This window comes from Salinicoccus siamensis, assembly GCF_055391965.1.
The window spans coordinates 532223-548599 of the sequence record NZ_AP043765.1 but is presented as its reverse complement, the minus strand read 5'-3'; the positions used below and the strand labels follow the sequence as shown (position 1 = coordinate 548599).

General features: G+C 48.7%; 13 protein-coding genes. 6 read left to right on the top strand and 7 right to left on the bottom strand.

Annotated elements, in window-relative coordinates:
• Positions 1-12 precede the first annotated feature (12 nt).
• On the bottom strand, positions 13-2055 hold the full coding sequence (locus ACZ5LF_RS02755; protein WP_380569705.1) for a heavy metal translocating P-type ATPase: 2043 nt from the start codon (positions 2053-2055) through the stop codon (positions 13-15).
• 261 nt (positions 2056-2316) lie between these two features.
• On the opposite strand from ACZ5LF_RS02755, the gene ACZ5LF_RS02750 reads away from it, so the two are divergent.
• Both ACZ5LF_RS02750 and ACZ5LF_RS02745 read left to right on the top strand, forming a co-directional pair.
• Complete coding sequence (locus tag ACZ5LF_RS02750; RefSeq protein WP_380569704.1) at positions 2317-2487, top strand: hypothetical protein; 171 nt, start codon at positions 2317-2319, stop codon at positions 2485-2487.
• Positions 2488-2562: 75 nt separating this feature from the next.
• Positions 2563-4023 (top strand): MDR family MFS transporter, encoded by a 1461-nt coding sequence (locus tag ACZ5LF_RS02745; RefSeq protein WP_380569703.1) that lies wholly within the window; start codon positions 2563-2565, stop codon positions 4021-4023.
• 38 nt (positions 4024-4061) lie between these two features.
• Here the strand turns inward: ACZ5LF_RS02745 and ACZ5LF_RS02740 are convergent, their stop codons facing one another.
• From ACZ5LF_RS02740 to ACZ5LF_RS02730, 3 genes are all read right to left on the bottom strand, one after another.
• On the bottom strand, positions 4062-5450 hold the full coding sequence (locus ACZ5LF_RS02740) for an MDR family MFS transporter (RefSeq protein WP_380569702.1): 1389 nt from the start codon (positions 5448-5450) through the stop codon (positions 4062-4064).
• Positions 5451-5543: 93 nt separating this feature from the next.
• The gene (pepT, locus tag ACZ5LF_RS02735) at positions 5544-6770 is read right to left on the bottom strand and encodes a peptidase T (protein WP_380569701.1); all 1227 of its coding nucleotides are present in this window, start codon (positions 6768-6770) and stop codon (positions 5544-5546) included.
• Positions 6771-6829: 59 nt separating this feature from the next.
• Positions 6830-7891, bottom strand: coding sequence for a D-alanine--D-alanine ligase family protein (locus ACZ5LF_RS02730; protein ID WP_380569700.1), 1062 nt, complete (start codon positions 7889-7891; stop codon positions 6830-6832).
• A gap of 430 nt (positions 7892-8321) precedes the next feature.
• Here ACZ5LF_RS02730 and ACZ5LF_RS02725 point away from each other — a divergent pair, with 430 nt between their 5' ends.
• Together ACZ5LF_RS02725 and ACZ5LF_RS02720 are read left to right on the top strand one after the other, a co-directional pair.
• Positions 8322-9164 carry a prephenate dehydratase gene (locus tag ACZ5LF_RS02725; protein WP_380569699.1) on the top strand — a complete coding sequence of 281 codons (843 nt, stop codon included), beginning with the start codon at positions 8322-8324 and terminating at the stop codon, positions 9162-9164.
• Positions 9165-9217: 53 nt separating this feature from the next.
• Positions 9218-10111 carry a cation diffusion facilitator family transporter gene (locus ACZ5LF_RS02720; protein ID WP_380569698.1) on the top strand — a complete coding sequence of 298 codons (894 nt, stop codon included), beginning with the start codon at positions 9218-9220 and terminating at the stop codon, positions 10109-10111.
• 42 nt (positions 10112-10153) lie between these two features.
• Here the strand turns inward: ACZ5LF_RS02720 and ACZ5LF_RS02715 are convergent, their stop codons facing one another.
• Positions 10154-13165: an efflux RND transporter permease subunit gene (locus tag ACZ5LF_RS02715; protein ID WP_380709954.1), complete on the bottom strand. Its 3012-nt coding sequence runs from the start codon at positions 13163-13165 to the stop codon at positions 10154-10156.
• Between the two features lie 61 nt (positions 13166-13226).
• Positions 13227-13802, bottom strand: a complete 576-nt coding sequence (locus tag ACZ5LF_RS02710) for a nitroreductase family protein (RefSeq protein ID WP_380569696.1) — start codon at positions 13800-13802, stop codon at positions 13227-13229.
• Positions 13803-13932: 130 nt separating this feature from the next.
• Between ACZ5LF_RS02710 and ACZ5LF_RS02705 the strand changes: the two genes are divergently transcribed.
• Positions 13933-14853 carry a DMT family transporter gene (locus tag ACZ5LF_RS02705; protein ID WP_380569695.1) on the top strand — a complete coding sequence of 307 codons (921 nt, stop codon included), beginning with the start codon at positions 13933-13935 and terminating at the stop codon, positions 14851-14853.
• 397 nt (positions 14854-15250) lie between these two features.
• Complete coding sequence (locus ACZ5LF_RS02700; RefSeq protein ID WP_380569694.1) at positions 15251-15601, top strand: DoxX family protein; 351 nt, start codon at positions 15251-15253, stop codon at positions 15599-15601.
• A 9-nt stretch (positions 15602-15610) separates the two neighbouring features.
• Here ACZ5LF_RS02700 and ACZ5LF_RS02695 read toward each other — a convergent pair whose 3' ends face one another.
• Positions 15611-16363, bottom strand: coding sequence for a glycerophosphodiester phosphodiesterase (locus ACZ5LF_RS02695; RefSeq protein WP_380569693.1), 753 nt, complete (start codon positions 16361-16363; stop codon positions 15611-15613).
• Positions 16364-16377: the final 14 nt, after the last annotated feature.

Sequence of the window (16377 nt, the reverse complement as noted above, 5' to 3'; positions counted from 1 at the left end):
CAACACGGTGCATCATTCCATTTCAAAGCGATGCAGGAGCTGGGCGTTGATGGCGACGATGATTGTACTCAAACTCATCAATATCGCACCAACAGCAGGACTCAGCACAATGCCCCATGGCGCGAGCACCCCAGCTGCCAACGGAATCGCAAATACGTTGTAGCCTGTCGCCCATACCAAGTTCTGGACCATTTTGTTGAAGGTTTTCTTAGATAGGCTGAATATACCCAGAATATCTTTTGGATTACTCTCAACCAGTATAATGTCTGCACTATCCATTGCGATATCGGTACCTGCGCCTACCGCAATGCCGACGTCAGCTTCAGTTAACGCCGGTGCATCATTGATGCCGTCCCCCGTCATTGCGACGACCAATCCACGTTCTTTTATTTCCGCCACCTTCTTGGCTTTTTCATCCGGCAGCACTTCCGCATAGACTTCATCTATGCCAATCTGCTGGGCTACATAATCCGCCACTTTTTGGTTATCTCCGGTGAGCATCATGGCTTTTATATTACGCTTGTGCAATTGGTCGATCGTCTCTTTTGCACTTTCCTTTATCTTGTCGGCTAGAGCGATGGCACCTGCCAACGATTCGTCGATGACCAGGAACACCACAGTCTTCCCTTGGCTTGACCAAGTATTGAAATTATCATCATCAAATTCCATCTTCTGTTCCTTGACATATCCGGGGCTCACGACCTTCACATTTTTGTCGTCGATCGTCCCTTCAATTCCTACACCCGTTATGGAATTGAAATCCTTCATTTTATACAGTTCCAGTGAGCGTCTGTCTGCTTCGTCGATTATGCCTCGGGCAATGGGATGCTCCGAATCATTTTCCACAGTTGCCGCGAAGCTCAGCATCGCATCTTCATCCATGTCGCCGAATGTCTGAACATCGGTGACCCCGAATTCACCTTCGGTCAGTGTACCCGTCTTATCGAATATTACAGCATCGATGTTCCGTGACTGTTCAAACTGTGGCCTGTTGCGTATAAGCAGCCCATGTTTAGCCGACAGGGCGGTGGATACTGAGATGACCAACGGTGCCGCGAGCCCTAGGGCGTGCGGACATGTGATGACCATCACGGTAACCATCCTTTGGATTGAAGTATCAATGCTTGCTCCGATACTGATCCATACGAAGAATGTAATGATGCCAGCTGCCAATGCGATATAGAACAGCCACTTGGCGGCCCGGTTCGTAATATCCTGCGTCCTCGACTTCGAGGCCTGCGACGCCTTCACCATTTCAATCACTTGATTCAGGTAGGAGTCATCCATCAGCTTTTCCACTTCGATCGTAAGGGAGCCTTCTTTATTGATGGATCCGCCAATCACTTCATCATCAGTTGTCTTTTCAGTCGGTACGGACTCTCCTGTAAGCATTGATTCGTCCACTTGGGAAGTCCCTTTAACGATTTTACCGTCCAGGGGTATCTTCTCGCCAGGTCTGACAAGCAGCAGATCGCCAGTCTGCAGATCATCCACCGCGACTTCTTCCACCTCATCGTCAGCAGAAATGCGGTTTGCGGTGTTCGGCATCAGTGAGGCCAGCGATTCCAACGCCTGTGATGCGTTGCTGATGGAGCGCATTTCTATCCAATGGCCAAGCAGCATGATCAGAACCAGCGTCGCCAGCTCCCAGAATATCTGTTCCCCGTTGAACCCGAAGACAACTGCCATGCTGTAGAAGAATGCAATGGAAATCGCCATTCCGATCAGCGTCATCATGCCTGGTTCTTTTCCTTTAAGTTCGTCCACGGCGCCTTTGATGAAAGGCCAACCTCCATAGAAATAGACGAATGTCGAAAGCGCGGCTACGATATACATGTCTCCCGGAAAGCGCCAGTCGACCCCCATGAACCCCTGTATCATCGGTGACAGCAGTACGATAGGAATCGTCACGACAAGTATTATGAAAAATTTCCTGCGGAATTCGCCCACCATATCTCCGTGGTCGTGTCCTCCGTGGTCATGTCCTCCATGATCATGTGAATGATGGGCGTCATGATGATCGTGTGATGCGCTGTTATCCTTATGATCCGTCATTCTAATCACTCCTTGTATTCATTTCACTTTTATTATACCCTTTAGGGGTATTTATTCCAAGTGGTTTCTTATCAAATGAAAGGCGGGATTCAAATCAATGATGCGAATTTCCTTCATCCAGAAGCTGGTGCTGCAAGCTGATTGAATTCATCGTTTTTTCCTATATAATCGATAGTGTGGATGAATTTCCATATCCTCTCCTCACCTCCAGAACTCCATGATGGGGATCTAATCCAAATAAACTTGAAGGAGATTTATATAGTGACACGTTTTCTGCTCAACCTCATTCTGATGGGCATCATTACATTGGCAATCTACTGGCTGATCACCTCACTGGCACCGTCATTCGGAAGTTTTGCCATACCCGTTTCACTGCTGCTCGGCATTACGATCGGCTTCTATATCTACATCACCATCGACAACAGATTATAGCGAGTGGAATCCCTTGCTTATTTCGTAAATCGGAATATAATAGGACTATTGATTTTAGAGAAATAGAGGGATTCCATGAAACAAAACATACAACAGAAACCGGATTACCGTTTGATTTTCATACTATTGTCCGGTGCTTTCGTCGCACTGCTTTCCAACACTTTTCTGAATGTCGCCTTGCCGTCCATTAAAAATGACTTTGATATCACGACCTCCACTGTGCAGTGGGTGTCCACGGCCTATATGCTTGTCAGTGGCATTGTCATTCCGACCACCGCTTTCCTGATGCAGCGCTTCAGTTCCAAAACACTTTTCCTGGCTGCCATGCTGCTTTTCCTGACAGGTACACTCGTGGCCGGACTATCGCCCGAATTCTATGTCCTGTTAATTGGCCGGATGATCCAGGCTTCAGGCTCAGCAATATTGATGCCGCTGCTGATGACCGTCATGATCACGAGCTTTCCGCCTGCCCGCCGCGGAACGGCCATGGGCTTGTTCAGCCTGGTCATGTTTTTTGCGCCGGCCATCGGGCCCACACTATCGGGATTTATCGTCCAAAGCTATTCCTGGCATATGCTGTTCTTCATGATGGTTCCAGTATTGCTGATCGTCCTTACAATCGGATGGTTCAAACTCCCTAAAACAGAAACTAAAGATGCCATAAAGATCAATATTCCTTCAGTCATCCTATCCACGCTTGGTTTTGGCGGCATACTATATTGCTTCAGTTCAGCGGGAAATGGTGGGTGGACGCGTCCCGACGTCATCATCACGCTCGTTATCGGATTCATCAGCATTTTCCTTTATGTACGTAAACAGACCCATATGGCACAGCCGATGCTCGATTTTTCAGTCTACAAGTTTCCGATGTTCACCCTATCCTCCATCCTCATCGGCACAATGAATATGGCACTGTTCTCAGGCATGATCCTCATGCCCATCTACCTCCAAGACATCCAGGGGATATCGCCGATCGATACAGGACTCCTGTTATTGCCGGGCGCCCTGATCATGGGATTTATGAGCCCAGCCTCTGGTAAGCTCTTCGACATGTTCGGGCCGAAGCGGCTCGCAATCACCGGTCTCCTCCTGACCGTCGTAACCACCTACTTCTTCAGCCGGCTGACCTTCGACACCAGCTATGGCTTTCTGATCATGCTCTACTCGATCCGGGCATTCGGCATGACGCTCGTCATGACACCGGTGATGACCAACGGGATGAACCAGCTGACACCCAAACTGACACCGCACGGCTCTTCCATCAACAGCATGTTGAACCAGGTATCTGGTGCCATCGGTACAGCACTTTTGATCACCGTCATGCAGAACAGGATGAATGCAAAACTGCAAGGTGTTTCCTCAACTGACGACGCCGTCATCAATCAGGCCATGCTGGACGGCATAAATTTTGCCTTCCTGATCGCCACATTGATGCTTCTGGTGGCACTTGGCCTATCCTTTATGCTTAAGCGGGTCACCACGGATGAAATCCTGGAAGACGGCATAACAAAAGCACGTCCAATAGAAGAGGATTAAAAAAGGCCAGCCCCCAATGGGGCTAGCCTTTTTCATCGTCATGCTTTTGGACTCTTCAACCTGAATGACAGAATCAGTCCGACTATTGAGAGGAACGTCGCGAACATGAACGCGTAGTTCACCCCTTGGATCATGCCCTGCATACCTTCAGATGGCACTTGCGTATTCGTCATGATGGATACAAGCAAGGCAGTCCCCACCGCACCCGCAATCTGGCGCATCGTGTTGTTCATGGCGGTGCCGTGTGGAATCAGTCTCGAAGAGAGCTGATTCAAGCCTGCCGTGGTGGAAGGCATCATCACCATCGAGACACCGAGCATCCTGAATGCGTTGACTGTCGTCAAGTAGAAGAATGATGTCTCCGGCCGGATGAAGGTGAATAGGAGCGATCCCAAGGTTACGAGCGATAAGCCGATGATCGCCAGCCAGCGGGCGCCGAATTTATCGAACAGCCTGCCGGTGACAGGACTCATCCCTCCCATGATCAAGGCACCCGGCAAGAGCATCAATCCGGATTCAAATGCTGTGAAGCCCATCATGTCCTGCATGAGTATCGGCAGAATGACCGCCCCACCAATCATTGACATGAAGACGATCATGCCAAGTGCTGTGGTCAGGGCAAAAATCTTATTCCTGAACACCCTGAATTCAAGGATCGGCTGCTCCAGCTTCTGCTGGCGTTTGATGAACAGATATAGGATTATGGCGCCAAAGCCGATTGACAGAAGTACCGGCGCACTCGTCCATCCCGCACCTCCAGCGATGCTGAAGCCGTAGAGCAAGCCGCCGAATCCGAATGTCGACAGGATGATCGACGGCACGTCCAGTTTCGGATTTGTCCGTTCCGTAACGTTTTTAAGTATGAAGTATGCCACAACCAAGTCGATTATGACGATCGGCAGGATGATGAAGAATAATCCGCGCCAAGGGTACTGTTCCACAAACCAGCCCGAAAGCGTCGGACCGATGGCCGGTGCAAAGCCGATGACAAGTCCGAATATGCCCATGGCCTGCCCTCTTTTTTCCAGCGGATAGATCAGGAAGATGATGGTCTGCATCAATGGCATGATGATCCCGGCACCAGATGCCTGCAGCACGCGGCCCATCAGCAGCACTCCGAAGTTTGGGGAGAGGCCGGCAACCAGTGTACCGATACCGAACAGTCCCATCGCCGTAAAGAAAAGTGCCCGTGTCGTAAATTTATTGATCAGGAATGCTGTGACTGGAATCATGATACCGTTGACCAGCATGAATATCGACTGCAGCCACTGGGCCAGATCGGCCTCTATGTTTAGGTCCTCCATAATCGGTGGGATAGCAGTGGCTAAAAGCGTCTGGTTCAATATCGCAGCAAAAGCACCTGAGACAAGGACAGCCATCAATGGCAGCCGCTTGATTGTTGAACTGGGGTGCTGTTCATTAGCCATTATTTATCCCTCTTTCATTTCTAAAACATAAAATAGTACTTCTGCCTGGCGGCAAAAGTACTTATCATTATCAAGATATTCTACAGCGCAACGTTACTTTTGTAAAGCGGCATTCCTGCTGATTTCGACGATCACAGACGCAGCTTTTACCATATTGTCAGTGGAGATATATTCGAATTTTCCGTGGAAATTCTCGCCACCGGTGAATATATTCGGTGTGGGCAGACCTTTATACGAGAGTTGTGAACCGTCCGTCCCACCCCTTACTGGCTGGATGACCGGTTCGATATCCAACGATTCCATAGCTTCTCTGGCAAAGTCTACGATTTCCATACGCGGCTCGATCTTATCCCGCATATTATAGTATTGGTCCGCCATATCCAAATGTACACGGTCCTCCCCGTACTGGGCCCGGAGCGCTTCTACATGGGATTTCATTTCCTTTTTCCGTTCCTCGAAGCGCGCCGCATCGAAATCCCGGATGATATAGGACGCTGTTGTTTCTTCAACATCACCGGTGACATTGGTGAGATGGAAAAAGCCTTCGTAGCCTTCCGTATGTTCAGGCGTATCTTCTGGATCGAAGCGAGTGATGAATTCTGCTGCCATGCGCCCCGCATTCACCATCTTGTCCTTCGCTGTACCAGGGTGTACACTGTTGCCGGTGAATGTAACGACGGCAGATGCTGCGTTGAAACTCTCATATTGAAGCTCGCCCAATGGACCGCCGTCCACTGTATAGGCGAAGTCTGCACCGAACCGCTCGACATCAAAATCACGGGGGCCCCGTCCAATTTCCTCATCTGGTGTAAATGCGACCCTTATGGTGCCATGTTCGATTTCAGGATGTTTGATGAGATGCTCCATGGCAGTCATGATTTCTGCAATTCCAGCCTTGTTGTCCGCACCAAGCAACGTTGTTCCATCAGTGGTCATCAGTTGATGCCCTATGTAATTTTCGAGCTCCGGAAACTCGGACACGGACAGGACGATATCTTTTGCTTCATTCAGGACGATGTCCCCACCTTGATAATCGACAAGTTGCGGATTGACATTTTGGCCGGTGAAATCTGTCGCCGTATCCACATGGGCCAAAAAGCCGATTACAGGTGCACCTTCTACATTAGCCGGCAAAGTCGCCATCAGGTAGCCATTGTCATCCACCTCGACCTCGTGCATCCCCATCTCCTGCAATTCTGTCTCCAACAGCCTGATCAGTTCCCACTGTTTAGCTGTAGAAGGCACACTTTTACTTGAAGCGTCCGACTGCGTATCAATTTTCGCATACCGCATCAATCTCTCCGCCAATTGCTTCTTCACTTTTCCCATCCCCAATCCTGTTTTAATGTTGTGATTGATATTCATATACCATTCCGAGATTACGTCAAATCCGTCTTCAATGCCTTTTCCCTTGAAGACCGTTCACGGGCCAGGCTGATCAGCTGATCCAGCAATTCCGGATAGGCAATGCCTGAAGCTTCAAGTAGCTTAGGATACATGCTGATGCTTGTGAAACCGGGCAGCGTGTTCACTTCGTTGACGATGACCGCGTCCTGGTCGGTCAGGAAGACATCGACACGCGCCATCCCTTCACAATCCAATGCCCGGTATACATCAAGTGCTGTCCGTCTTATCGCATCAGATGTCTGGAGCGGCAGTTTCGCCGGTATTTCAAGGGCTGCCCCGTCCTCATCCTCATACTTCGACTCGTATGAATAGAAGTCGGTGTTTGCAACAATTTCACCTGGTACCGACGCTGTCAGTTCCGCATTACCCAAAACGGACACTTCGATTTCCCGGCCGTTGACCGCACTTTCAGCCATCACTTTCGTATCGAATTGGAAAGCCAGAGCGACTGCTTCGTCAAATGATGCTTTATCGGTCACTTTCGACACCCCGACTGATGATCCCTGGTTTACCGGTTTGACGAACATCGGCAGACCCAGCTGTTCTTTTGCGATATCGAAATCGACATCTTCTTTTTCATCATATCGATACACCACCCAGTCTGCAACTTGGATGCCTTCCAATTTCAGCAGGCGCTTCGTCATATCCTTATCCATGCACACAGCGGAACTCCTCACGTTGCACCCTGCATACGGTATCCCCATCATTTCAAGCACACCCTGCACAATGCCATCTTCCCCTGCAGTACCATGCAGTATCGGCAGCATGACATCAAAATGGCAAGGACCATTTTGTGAAGTGAACTGCTGTGACGGCAGGATGGATAACTGTACAGCATTCTCACCGTCCACCAGTGTTTCAATTCCCTTATTGTGGTCGGCGAGCAGCCACTCGCCTTCTTTCGTGATGTGGATCAGGCTGACATCGTACTTCGTTTTATCCAAGGCTTCCAGTACGCTCGCAGCAGAACGCATGGAAACCTCATGTTCCGTCGACTGCCCGCCATATAATATACCTATACTCATTTTTTCCATATGAACACTCCTCGTTACATTGCACTACATCATATTCTAGAATGACAATTTAATATTATCACAGAGTGCGTCTGACTTCTTCAATTTATATTTGATTTAAATCTGATGATGTCAATATTTTACTGAATATATTGACAATTTGTAAGCCGGTTGGTAACATGGATGCATTATTGATGAAGCGAGTGTGTCCTATGGAAATGTACACATCAGATCAATCGAATGTTTTCTTTTTCAGCCATTTTAGATAGCGTCCATGTGCCATCACGGATGTGGACGCCCTGAATCCAAGGTGGCTATTTGAAGTGGGCATTTCCATTTTCGGCCATCGGGCGATCCGTATGGCTGGGTGCATCATACCAAAACCATCCGGATTTTCCTGGCACAGGAGAATAGGATGGTTTTTTTATTATCATATTAGGAGTGGATTATTATGCTGATTGGATATCAAGGTACAGAAGGGTCCTACAGTGCCCTTGCATGCAAGGCGTTCATGGGCGAAGCGCCCTACACGACTAAAGGGTATGCAACTTTCAAATCACTTGTCGACGACATGATGCGGGGTGTGGTCGATTACATTGCCCTACCCGTTGAAAATTCCACCAGCGGCCCGATTACGCGGACGATCGACCTTATGAAATATCTCGAGGTTAGTGCTGTGGATGAAATATACATTAAGATCGATCATGCCCTCATCTCCAAGGTGCCGATGGACGTAGGACAAGTCCAGCATGTCTACTCGCATCCGGAGGCGCTGGAACAGTGCCATGGCTACTTAAATGACCATCCGAAAATGAAGCCCCATCAATACTCTGATACGGCAGAAGCGGTACAGATGGTGAAGAACGACGGGGCCGACACTATGGCTGCCATAGCTGGAGCCCATGCCGCTGCACTCTATAATATGCATATCATCAGCGAAAACATCAGCGACAATCCGCTAAACACAACCCGCTTCCTGATTTTCAGGAAAGGACGGATTACGGACGCCGGTGGAGACAAGACTTCCCTCTATATCGAAACGGATCATAGTGCCGGCTCTCTAAATGAGATTCTGAACATATTCAGCACGCACAGCATCAACCTGTTGAACCTCACTTCCAGGCCCATCCAGCATAAACCGTTCTCCTACGGCTTCTTCATCGATGTCGAGACCGGTACGGGTGATGTACTAAATCGTGCCCTCAATGATGTAGGGAAAGCCGGCAGATACATCAACATCCTTGGGGCCTACCGTAAAGGCGCGGTGCCCTGTTATAGAGACGTTCAGTGCTAATCGAGCCGTATTTGTAGTATAATGGGAAGGAATATAAGAAAGGAGGACTACATATGAAACAAAATTATGCAGAACGCCTCATCATCATATCGATTGTTGGCGCCATCGCTTTTGCCGTACTCGGTATCGTGTGGGGTATCATCGCAAAGAGCCAGATGATACAGTTTGACGGGTACTACTCGTTCATCAGTGTCATTCTTTCATTCATTTCCATGGTCGCACTGCGGTTCATCAAAAAAGAAGACCCAGAGCGGTTTCCCTTCGGCAAGGAAAGCTTCATCCCATTGACGATCGTCATCAAATATTTCGGCCTCCTTGTACTGATCGTCATTTCGCTTGTCCAGGCACTCGCCACTTTGTTTACAGGTGGAAATGAAGTCGCCATGTCCTCGGGGGTTATCTATGCATTCATTTCTACGGTCGGGTGTTTCATTGCCTATTTCTATTTCAGGAAACATGGCAAAAATAATGAATTGATTGCGGCGGAAATGAACCAATGGCATATGGATGCACTGCTCAGCCTCGGTGTCTTTGCCGGTTTCATCGTAGGATGGGGGCTTGCATTTACACCACTTGATTTCATCGTACCGTTTGTGGACCCACTGATGGTGCTGTTGGTGGCCGGCTATTTCATAAAGGTACCGCTGGCGGAAATGTATGGTGCACTGAGGGAATTGCTTGAGATGGCGCCTGAACATGTCATTTCACAAGAAGTGGCCGGCCATGTTTCTGAACTCGGCAACACCTATTCTTTTGATTCCTATGATATGCGGCTCCAGAAAATGGGGAGTAAGCTATATATAGAAGTCGATTATGTCGTCCCCCGGGGCAGCCCAATCGACATCAGAACTATGGATGATATACGCCATCAGCTCAAGGAACGACTTCAAGAGTTGCCTTTGAACCTTTGGACTACAATCGTTTTCACGCACGAGAAACGCGGATGAAAAGCCAAAACGCCGGATGACTAAAAGTCATCCGGCGTTTTTTCAACCTTTTCTGTAACGCACTTTATAATAGAGGTAATAGAGGCTTGGTGTGGCGATCAATGACAGCACAGTGGAGAATGCGATGCCTGCAATGACGGTTACAGCCAGCGGTACAAACAGTACATCGCCTGAGAGTGCGACCGGGGTCAGGGCGATGATGCTCGTAAGCGTCGTCAGCGCAATCGGTTTGAACCGTGCCCGCCCGCTGTCATAGATCGCATCTTCTATAGCGAAAGCGCCACTCCTACGCCTTGCTTCTATGAAATCAAGCAATACGACAGAGTTCCTGACGACGATGCCGGATAGTGACACCATCCCCATTACACCAAGGAAACTAATTGGTGTCTGCGTGACAAAGAGACCGATGATGCCGCCGCTGATGGCCAGGAATATACTGAACACTATAATCAGGGGCATGACGATCGAGTTGAATTCAATGGCGATAACCAGATACACCAGTACCAGTATGACCGCAAATAATATTCCGATTTCCACGAAGAAGTCGGTCTGGTCGGATGTCTCACCGCCGACTATGAGCTCACTTGAATCGGGAAGCTGCTCACCGAAGGAGCTGATCGCGTCTTCTGCGGCCGCTTCATCATCGGCATAGACCTTCAATTCGACTGTCCGGTCCCCATCTTGATGATGGATGTACTTATAGTCTTCCGTCTCCTCGACTTCCACGAAATCGGTCAGCGGAAATGTTTCAGGCTGCTCCCCCGTCATCTTGATGATGTCCACATCTTCTATTTCAGAGGCATTCGAATATTTCAATGTTGTCCTCCGCTTTTCCCCTTCTACGATGATGTCTTGTACCGGGATGCCTTGGGAAAGCATATTCAGTTCGTTCTTGACTTGTGATACGGATATCCCATCTTCTTCAAGCGCTTTGTAATCGATGCTGTAGTTGATCGTCGGTACAGATTCACCGAGGTTCGTCGTGACAAGAGCCCCCTCTTCTTCAAGCGTTGCCTTCAAGTCAGTGGCTTGCTCGGCCAAAAGCGCCAGATCCTCTTCATAGATTTCAACTGTAATCGGTGCACCGGCTGGTGGGCCTTGAACGATGGTATCCATGAATATTGTCGCTTCCGGAAACGCCTCGCGCAGCTGGCTTTCATATTTGTTGATCGTTTCCGAGGCACTGATCTGTTCTTTGTCTATTTCCAGCGCCACCTGGGCTGTATTCGCACCGGACTGGTCAAGGGAAGCACCGAAAAGGTTCGGCAGGCCTGTGCCGGTGAACAGCGACACCGCTTCTATGTGCGGCATTTCCCCAGTCATGTAGTCCACGACTTCATCTGCATCATCATGTGTCTGATCAATCGTCTGTTCCTCATCAAATATCAAGTCGACCGTCACTTCGGAGCGGTCTGCTTCAGGAAAGAATTCGAACGGTGTGAAACGCACAAGGCCAATTGATAGTATGCCGATGACAAGCACTGCGAAAAACGTGATCAATGGGCGCTTGATGATTGCAGGGAGGATCTTATCGGCGTACAGGTCTCCGCCCTTTGCAAACAACCGGCCCAAAAGTCCCGGGTGGGCGGGTGCTTTTTTACGGTTAAGGAGATAGCGTACAGCCGGCACGAAAGTCAGTGCCAAAACTGTGGACACGATCATTGTGGTGATCAATATGCTGGGGAGCGCTTTGATGAACTCGCCGTTGGCCCCAGACAACAATAGAAGCGGTGTAAATGTGAAGACGATGGCAAGTGTGGATGAGATGACGGATGGTGCCACTTCCCTGACGCCGTTATAGACACCATCCAACCGATCATCCCCCAAGGTGAATCGGCGCTCGATATTATCGTTCACTACAATCGAATCGTCGACCAGTATACCAAGCGCGATGATCAGCCCGATGATGGATATCTGGTTCAGATCCACACCGAACCATGGCACCGGGATGATGCCGATGACCACCGACAATAGTACGGTAGCCATCACAGTGGTTGAGCCGATCAGTGACAATCCCAAAGATGTGCTCAAAATGACTGCGACCAGGGCGATGCCAAGGGACAAGTAGAGGCCGACGAATATATTTTCTACATTTTCGCGTTCTGAAGACAATGTCGTCACATCAACCGTGTCCGGTAATTCAGATACCCGTTCGTCGACAACCGCCTCTACATCCTTTGATACAGAAGGCACATCCTGACCCTTCGACAAAAAGACAGTAAAGGATACGGCCCTGTCACCTTCATATTCCACTATGTCCTCCGGATTGCCCATAGTTTCTTCTATGTTGGCGATTTCGGTCAGCGGCGTGCTTTCTGTGCCGATTCTGACCTGTCTGAGCACTTCAAGCGGTGTACCATCTTCGAAGGATAGACGGATGATGTTGCCGTCATTCTCTTCCTGTCCGAGAATGACCGGATTGAGGGAGGCATTGATTTCGCTCAATATCTGATTTGGGTTCACTTCGGCTGCCGCCATCGCTTCCCGATCCAAATCGATTTCAAATTCCGTATCCGTGTACCCTTTGACGGTCACACCATCGATGCCATCCATCTGGGCCACTTCGCGCTTCAACTTCTCTATATCGCCTCTTACATCGTAGAGGTTCGCCATATCCCCGCTATGGAATTGGTAGCTGAGCAGAGGGAAGGCATTGCTGATGGATTCAACTTCGGGTTCGGCCGCGTTCTCAGGGAAACTACCAGCCAGGCTTCCCATAAGGTTGTTCACTTCATTCAATGCGGATTCGTCATCTGCCGAGTCGGACAGCTGTAGGTTAAGGACTGATATACCATCCTGCGAAACGGAGGAGACATCCTCCACACCCGCCACACTGAATATCCGTGATTCGATGACCTCGGTGATGTTGTTTTCGACATCCTGCTTATCGGCCCCCGGCCATGCGGTAGTGATATTGATGATATTAACCTCAGTCTCCGGTATTTCCCGCTGTTCAACGGTCAAAAAAGTGTAGATGCCGAAGATCGAGATGGTGATTATCAAAATGATGAATAATAGGCTTCGTTCCAGGACCATTTCATAAATACGCTTCATATTTCTGCTCCATCTCTTTTTAGGGTTATATGATCATCATCCAAGAGATCGCCGTCAAACATCACTGGTCGGAGTCGATCCATGTGGTCTTCTCTTCGTACGGTGTGCGGGTTGCCTTCTTCTCCACTTCAGGCTCCCCTATAAAGATGACACCAAGTATCTCTTCATCTTCCCTCAAATTGAAGTATTCTTTGACGCCAGGTGTATTGTAGATCGGCCCACTGCGCCATATTGCGCCGAGTTCCAGACTATGGGCCGCAAGCAGCATATTTTGTGAAGCAGCGGCAACAGCACAGACATCTTCTATATATATCGCCTTTTCCTTACCGCTTGGAGACAGTGCGACTACGATCACGGTCGGTGCAGCGAATGGTTTTCTGCTGATTTTTTCAATGCGCTTTTGCCCGCTCTCTGATTCTGGATCGTCGACACGCCCTTTCGCCACTTCCTTCAAAACACGGGAGAACGGTCTTCTGCCCTCCCCGCTGAGCACAAAAAATTTCCAGGGTTCCGTCATATGATGGTTCGGCGCCCAGACCGCAGCCTCCAATATCTTTTCGATCTTCTTTGGATCCACCGGCGTCTCTTTCAACTTCGGTGTACTGCGCCTGTTTTTGATTGCACTCAAAACATCCATTTTTTTAGCTCCTTTAATATGTATTCACTATAAATTTACAACTTGTTGGCTCAAGACTACCAGATTTCCCCGAATCTTTACATATTTATGATATCATTTGGCGATGACTTTTTGAAAAGGGGGACTTCCTTTGGTCCTGTTGCTGATCCTTGGCATATTAGCCGGTATGCTCATTCCTGTGCAGACTTCTGTAAACAATCGCCTGTCGCACTTCACACACTCCCTTATAATGGCTTCGTTCTATTCATTTTTGACAGGTACATTGCTGCTGATCGGCCTCAATGCCGTCATGAATCCGGGTAAACTCTCATTCGCTTTCCTATCGTCACATGACTTCTCATATATATGGTTCCTCGGCGGCCTGATGGGTGTCGTCTACCTGACTGGTAATATGATCCTATTGCCGAGGATCGGAGCGGCACTTACAGTGATCATGACGGTTGCAGGACAAATGATCATCAGCCTCTTAATCGATACATTCGGCTGGTTCGATGCACCGCTTCAGCCACTCGACATCAGGCGCATTGCCGGCATCGCCATCATGATTATGGGCATCATTTTCATGAACTATAAAAGGAAATCAGCGAGACATGACGACAGCCCTTCGAATATATGGCTCTTCTTTGGATTGATGACGGGCTCGATCCCTCCGGTGCAGACGGCGGTCAACAGCCTGCTGAGGTATGAAGTCGGTTCCTTCTATATGGCGTCATTAATCTCATTCGCCGTAGGTACTTTGGCCCTTCTCTTGCTGTCCCTCCTCAGTGCCGGACATCTTAAAGTGGCCCTCACGAATCAGGAAGGTGCGCGGTTGCGTGCCTGGCACTTTATCGGAGGAGCGCTCGGTGCCGTGTATATCACGACCAATATCATCCTCATGCCCCACCTTGGTACGACTTTGACCTTGATGAGCGTCATTTTTGGTCAGATGCTGACCGGCCTCCTCATCGATCATTTCGGATTGTTCGGCATACCGCCCCATGCTCTAGATAAGAGACGTATTGCAGGTGCCCTCATGATCCTTACCGGCATCATTCTTCTACAGATATAAAACCCCCTTCAGAGCTTCTGCTCTGAAGGGGGTGATGCTATTCTGTGCCTTTTCCTGACCCATCATTATTCAATTTGTATACGAAATAACAGAATCCCCCTGCTGTAACCAATGCCATCATCTGTATCATGAAATCTACCAAATTTGCTTCCATCTGCGTAACCCCTCGTCCTTTATTTTAGGAAATTATACCACATGGTTGGCAAGTGTAAATAGATTATTTGAATTTTATATGACTTTTTTTAATACCTCCTGTAAACCGCTTCCAAAAAGCCGTGGAGGAGCCGCTTATACCTTCTATATTTCCCTCGCTTCAACCTGTTCACAGCCATCGAATTTACAATGCCGACGCAACAGGCGTATAATGATGGAAACCATACAGTAAAGGAGCAACACCATGAAGAGGATTATAATGGGCATCATATTTTTTACAGCAGGTATCATCCATTTCCTGAAGCCCGGGAAATTCGCCGGAATTGTCCCCGCTGTCATACCGTTCAAAACTTTCATCGCCTACTTTACAGGTGTTCTTGAAGTCATTTTCGGCATATTGATGTTGGGCGGTAAAGTCAGGAATAAGCACTTGACCGCCATGCAGGCATTTTTATGGGCCGTTTTTCCGGCAAATATCTATATGTATACACATCAAAGGCAACTTGGATTGTCCCATCTCCCGAAGTGGGCTCTGCTCGGCAGACTGCCCCTGCAAAAACTGATGGTGGATATGCTTGGCGACTTAAAAAAGTAGGACTCGGTCCTACTTTTCTACATTCCAGAGTATCTCCTTCATTTCTTTTGGATAGTCCGTCACCAACGTCCCCACACCATGTCCGATAAGGTGTGCCGCCGTTTCCCAATCATTGACCGTCCACGCCCTTATCCTTTCTCCGATCCCACTTATCCGTTCTGGTTGCTCAAGTATCGCCTTCCAACTGATATGGAGGGCTTCGAGTGAATGATCCTCCATAAAATCCTCCGGGCGTTCCGGCACTTTTTTCGTCAACCACGCAAGCCGGGCGTCTGGGTGAATCATTTTCATGCGTGCAAGACTCGATAGATTAAATGATGAATAGATCGCTTTCTCTTGGCATCCATACGCTTCGACGATATCAAACACTCTTCTTTCAATTCCTTCATATTGTATGACATCCGTCTTCAATTCGATGTTCAATTCCACATTGTATGCCTCCGACAGCGCGAGCACTTCATTCAAGGCAGGAATTTTTTCCCTTTTCCATACTTCACGATCATAGTATTTATAGTCGGAAAACGTAACACCGGCACTCACCTTCCTGAGCGATTCCAATGTCATATCGCGTACTGCCCCCTCCCCATCGGTTGTACGTGCGATATCCTCGTCATGTATGACCACGACTTCCCCGTCCCTGCTCAAATGGACGTCGATTTCCAGACCATCACAACCTGCGTCCAGTGCCTTTTTAAAGGCAAGCAATGTATTCTCTGGGTAGTCGCCCATCGCACCTCTATGCGCAAAAACTTTCGTCTTCATCAGACCTCTCCTTC

What these genes read in the sequence shown, in the direction of transcription:
- ACZ5LF_RS02755 (WP_380569705.1), bottom strand. Translation starts at nt 2,055, where the DNA reads ATGACGGATCATAAGGATAACAGCGCATCACACGATCATCATGACGCC.
- ACZ5LF_RS02745 (WP_380569703.1), top strand. Translation starts at nt 2,563, where the DNA reads ATGAAACAAAACATACAACAGAAACCGGATTACCGTTTGATTTTCATA.
- ACZ5LF_RS02740 (WP_380569702.1), bottom strand. Translation starts at nt 5,450, where the DNA reads ATGGCTAATGAACAGCACCCCAGTTCAACAATCAAGCGGCTGCCATTG.
- ACZ5LF_RS02730 (WP_380569700.1), bottom strand. Translation starts at nt 7,891, where the DNA reads ATGGAAAAAATGAGTATAGGTATATTATATGGCGGGCAGTCGACGGAA.
- ACZ5LF_RS02725 (WP_380569699.1), top strand. Translation starts at nt 8,322, where the DNA reads ATGCTGATTGGATATCAAGGTACAGAAGGGTCCTACAGTGCCCTTGCA.
- ACZ5LF_RS02720 (WP_380569698.1), top strand. Translation starts at nt 9,218, where the DNA reads ATGAAACAAAATTATGCAGAACGCCTCATCATCATATCGATTGTTGGC.
- ACZ5LF_RS02715 (WP_380709954.1), bottom strand. Translation starts at nt 13,165, where the DNA reads ATGAAGCGTATTTATGAAATGGTCCTGGAACGAAGCCTATTATTCATC.
- ACZ5LF_RS02710 (WP_380569696.1), bottom strand. Translation starts at nt 13,802, where the DNA reads ATGGATGTTTTGAGTGCAATCAAAAACAGGCGCAGTACACCGAAGTTG.
- ACZ5LF_RS02700 (WP_380569694.1), top strand. Translation starts at nt 15,251, where the DNA reads ATGAAGAGGATTATAATGGGCATCATATTTTTTACAGCAGGTATCATC.
- ACZ5LF_RS02695 (WP_380569693.1), bottom strand. Translation starts at nt 16,363, where the DNA reads ATGAAGACGAAAGTTTTTGCGCATAGAGGTGCGATGGGCGACTACCCA.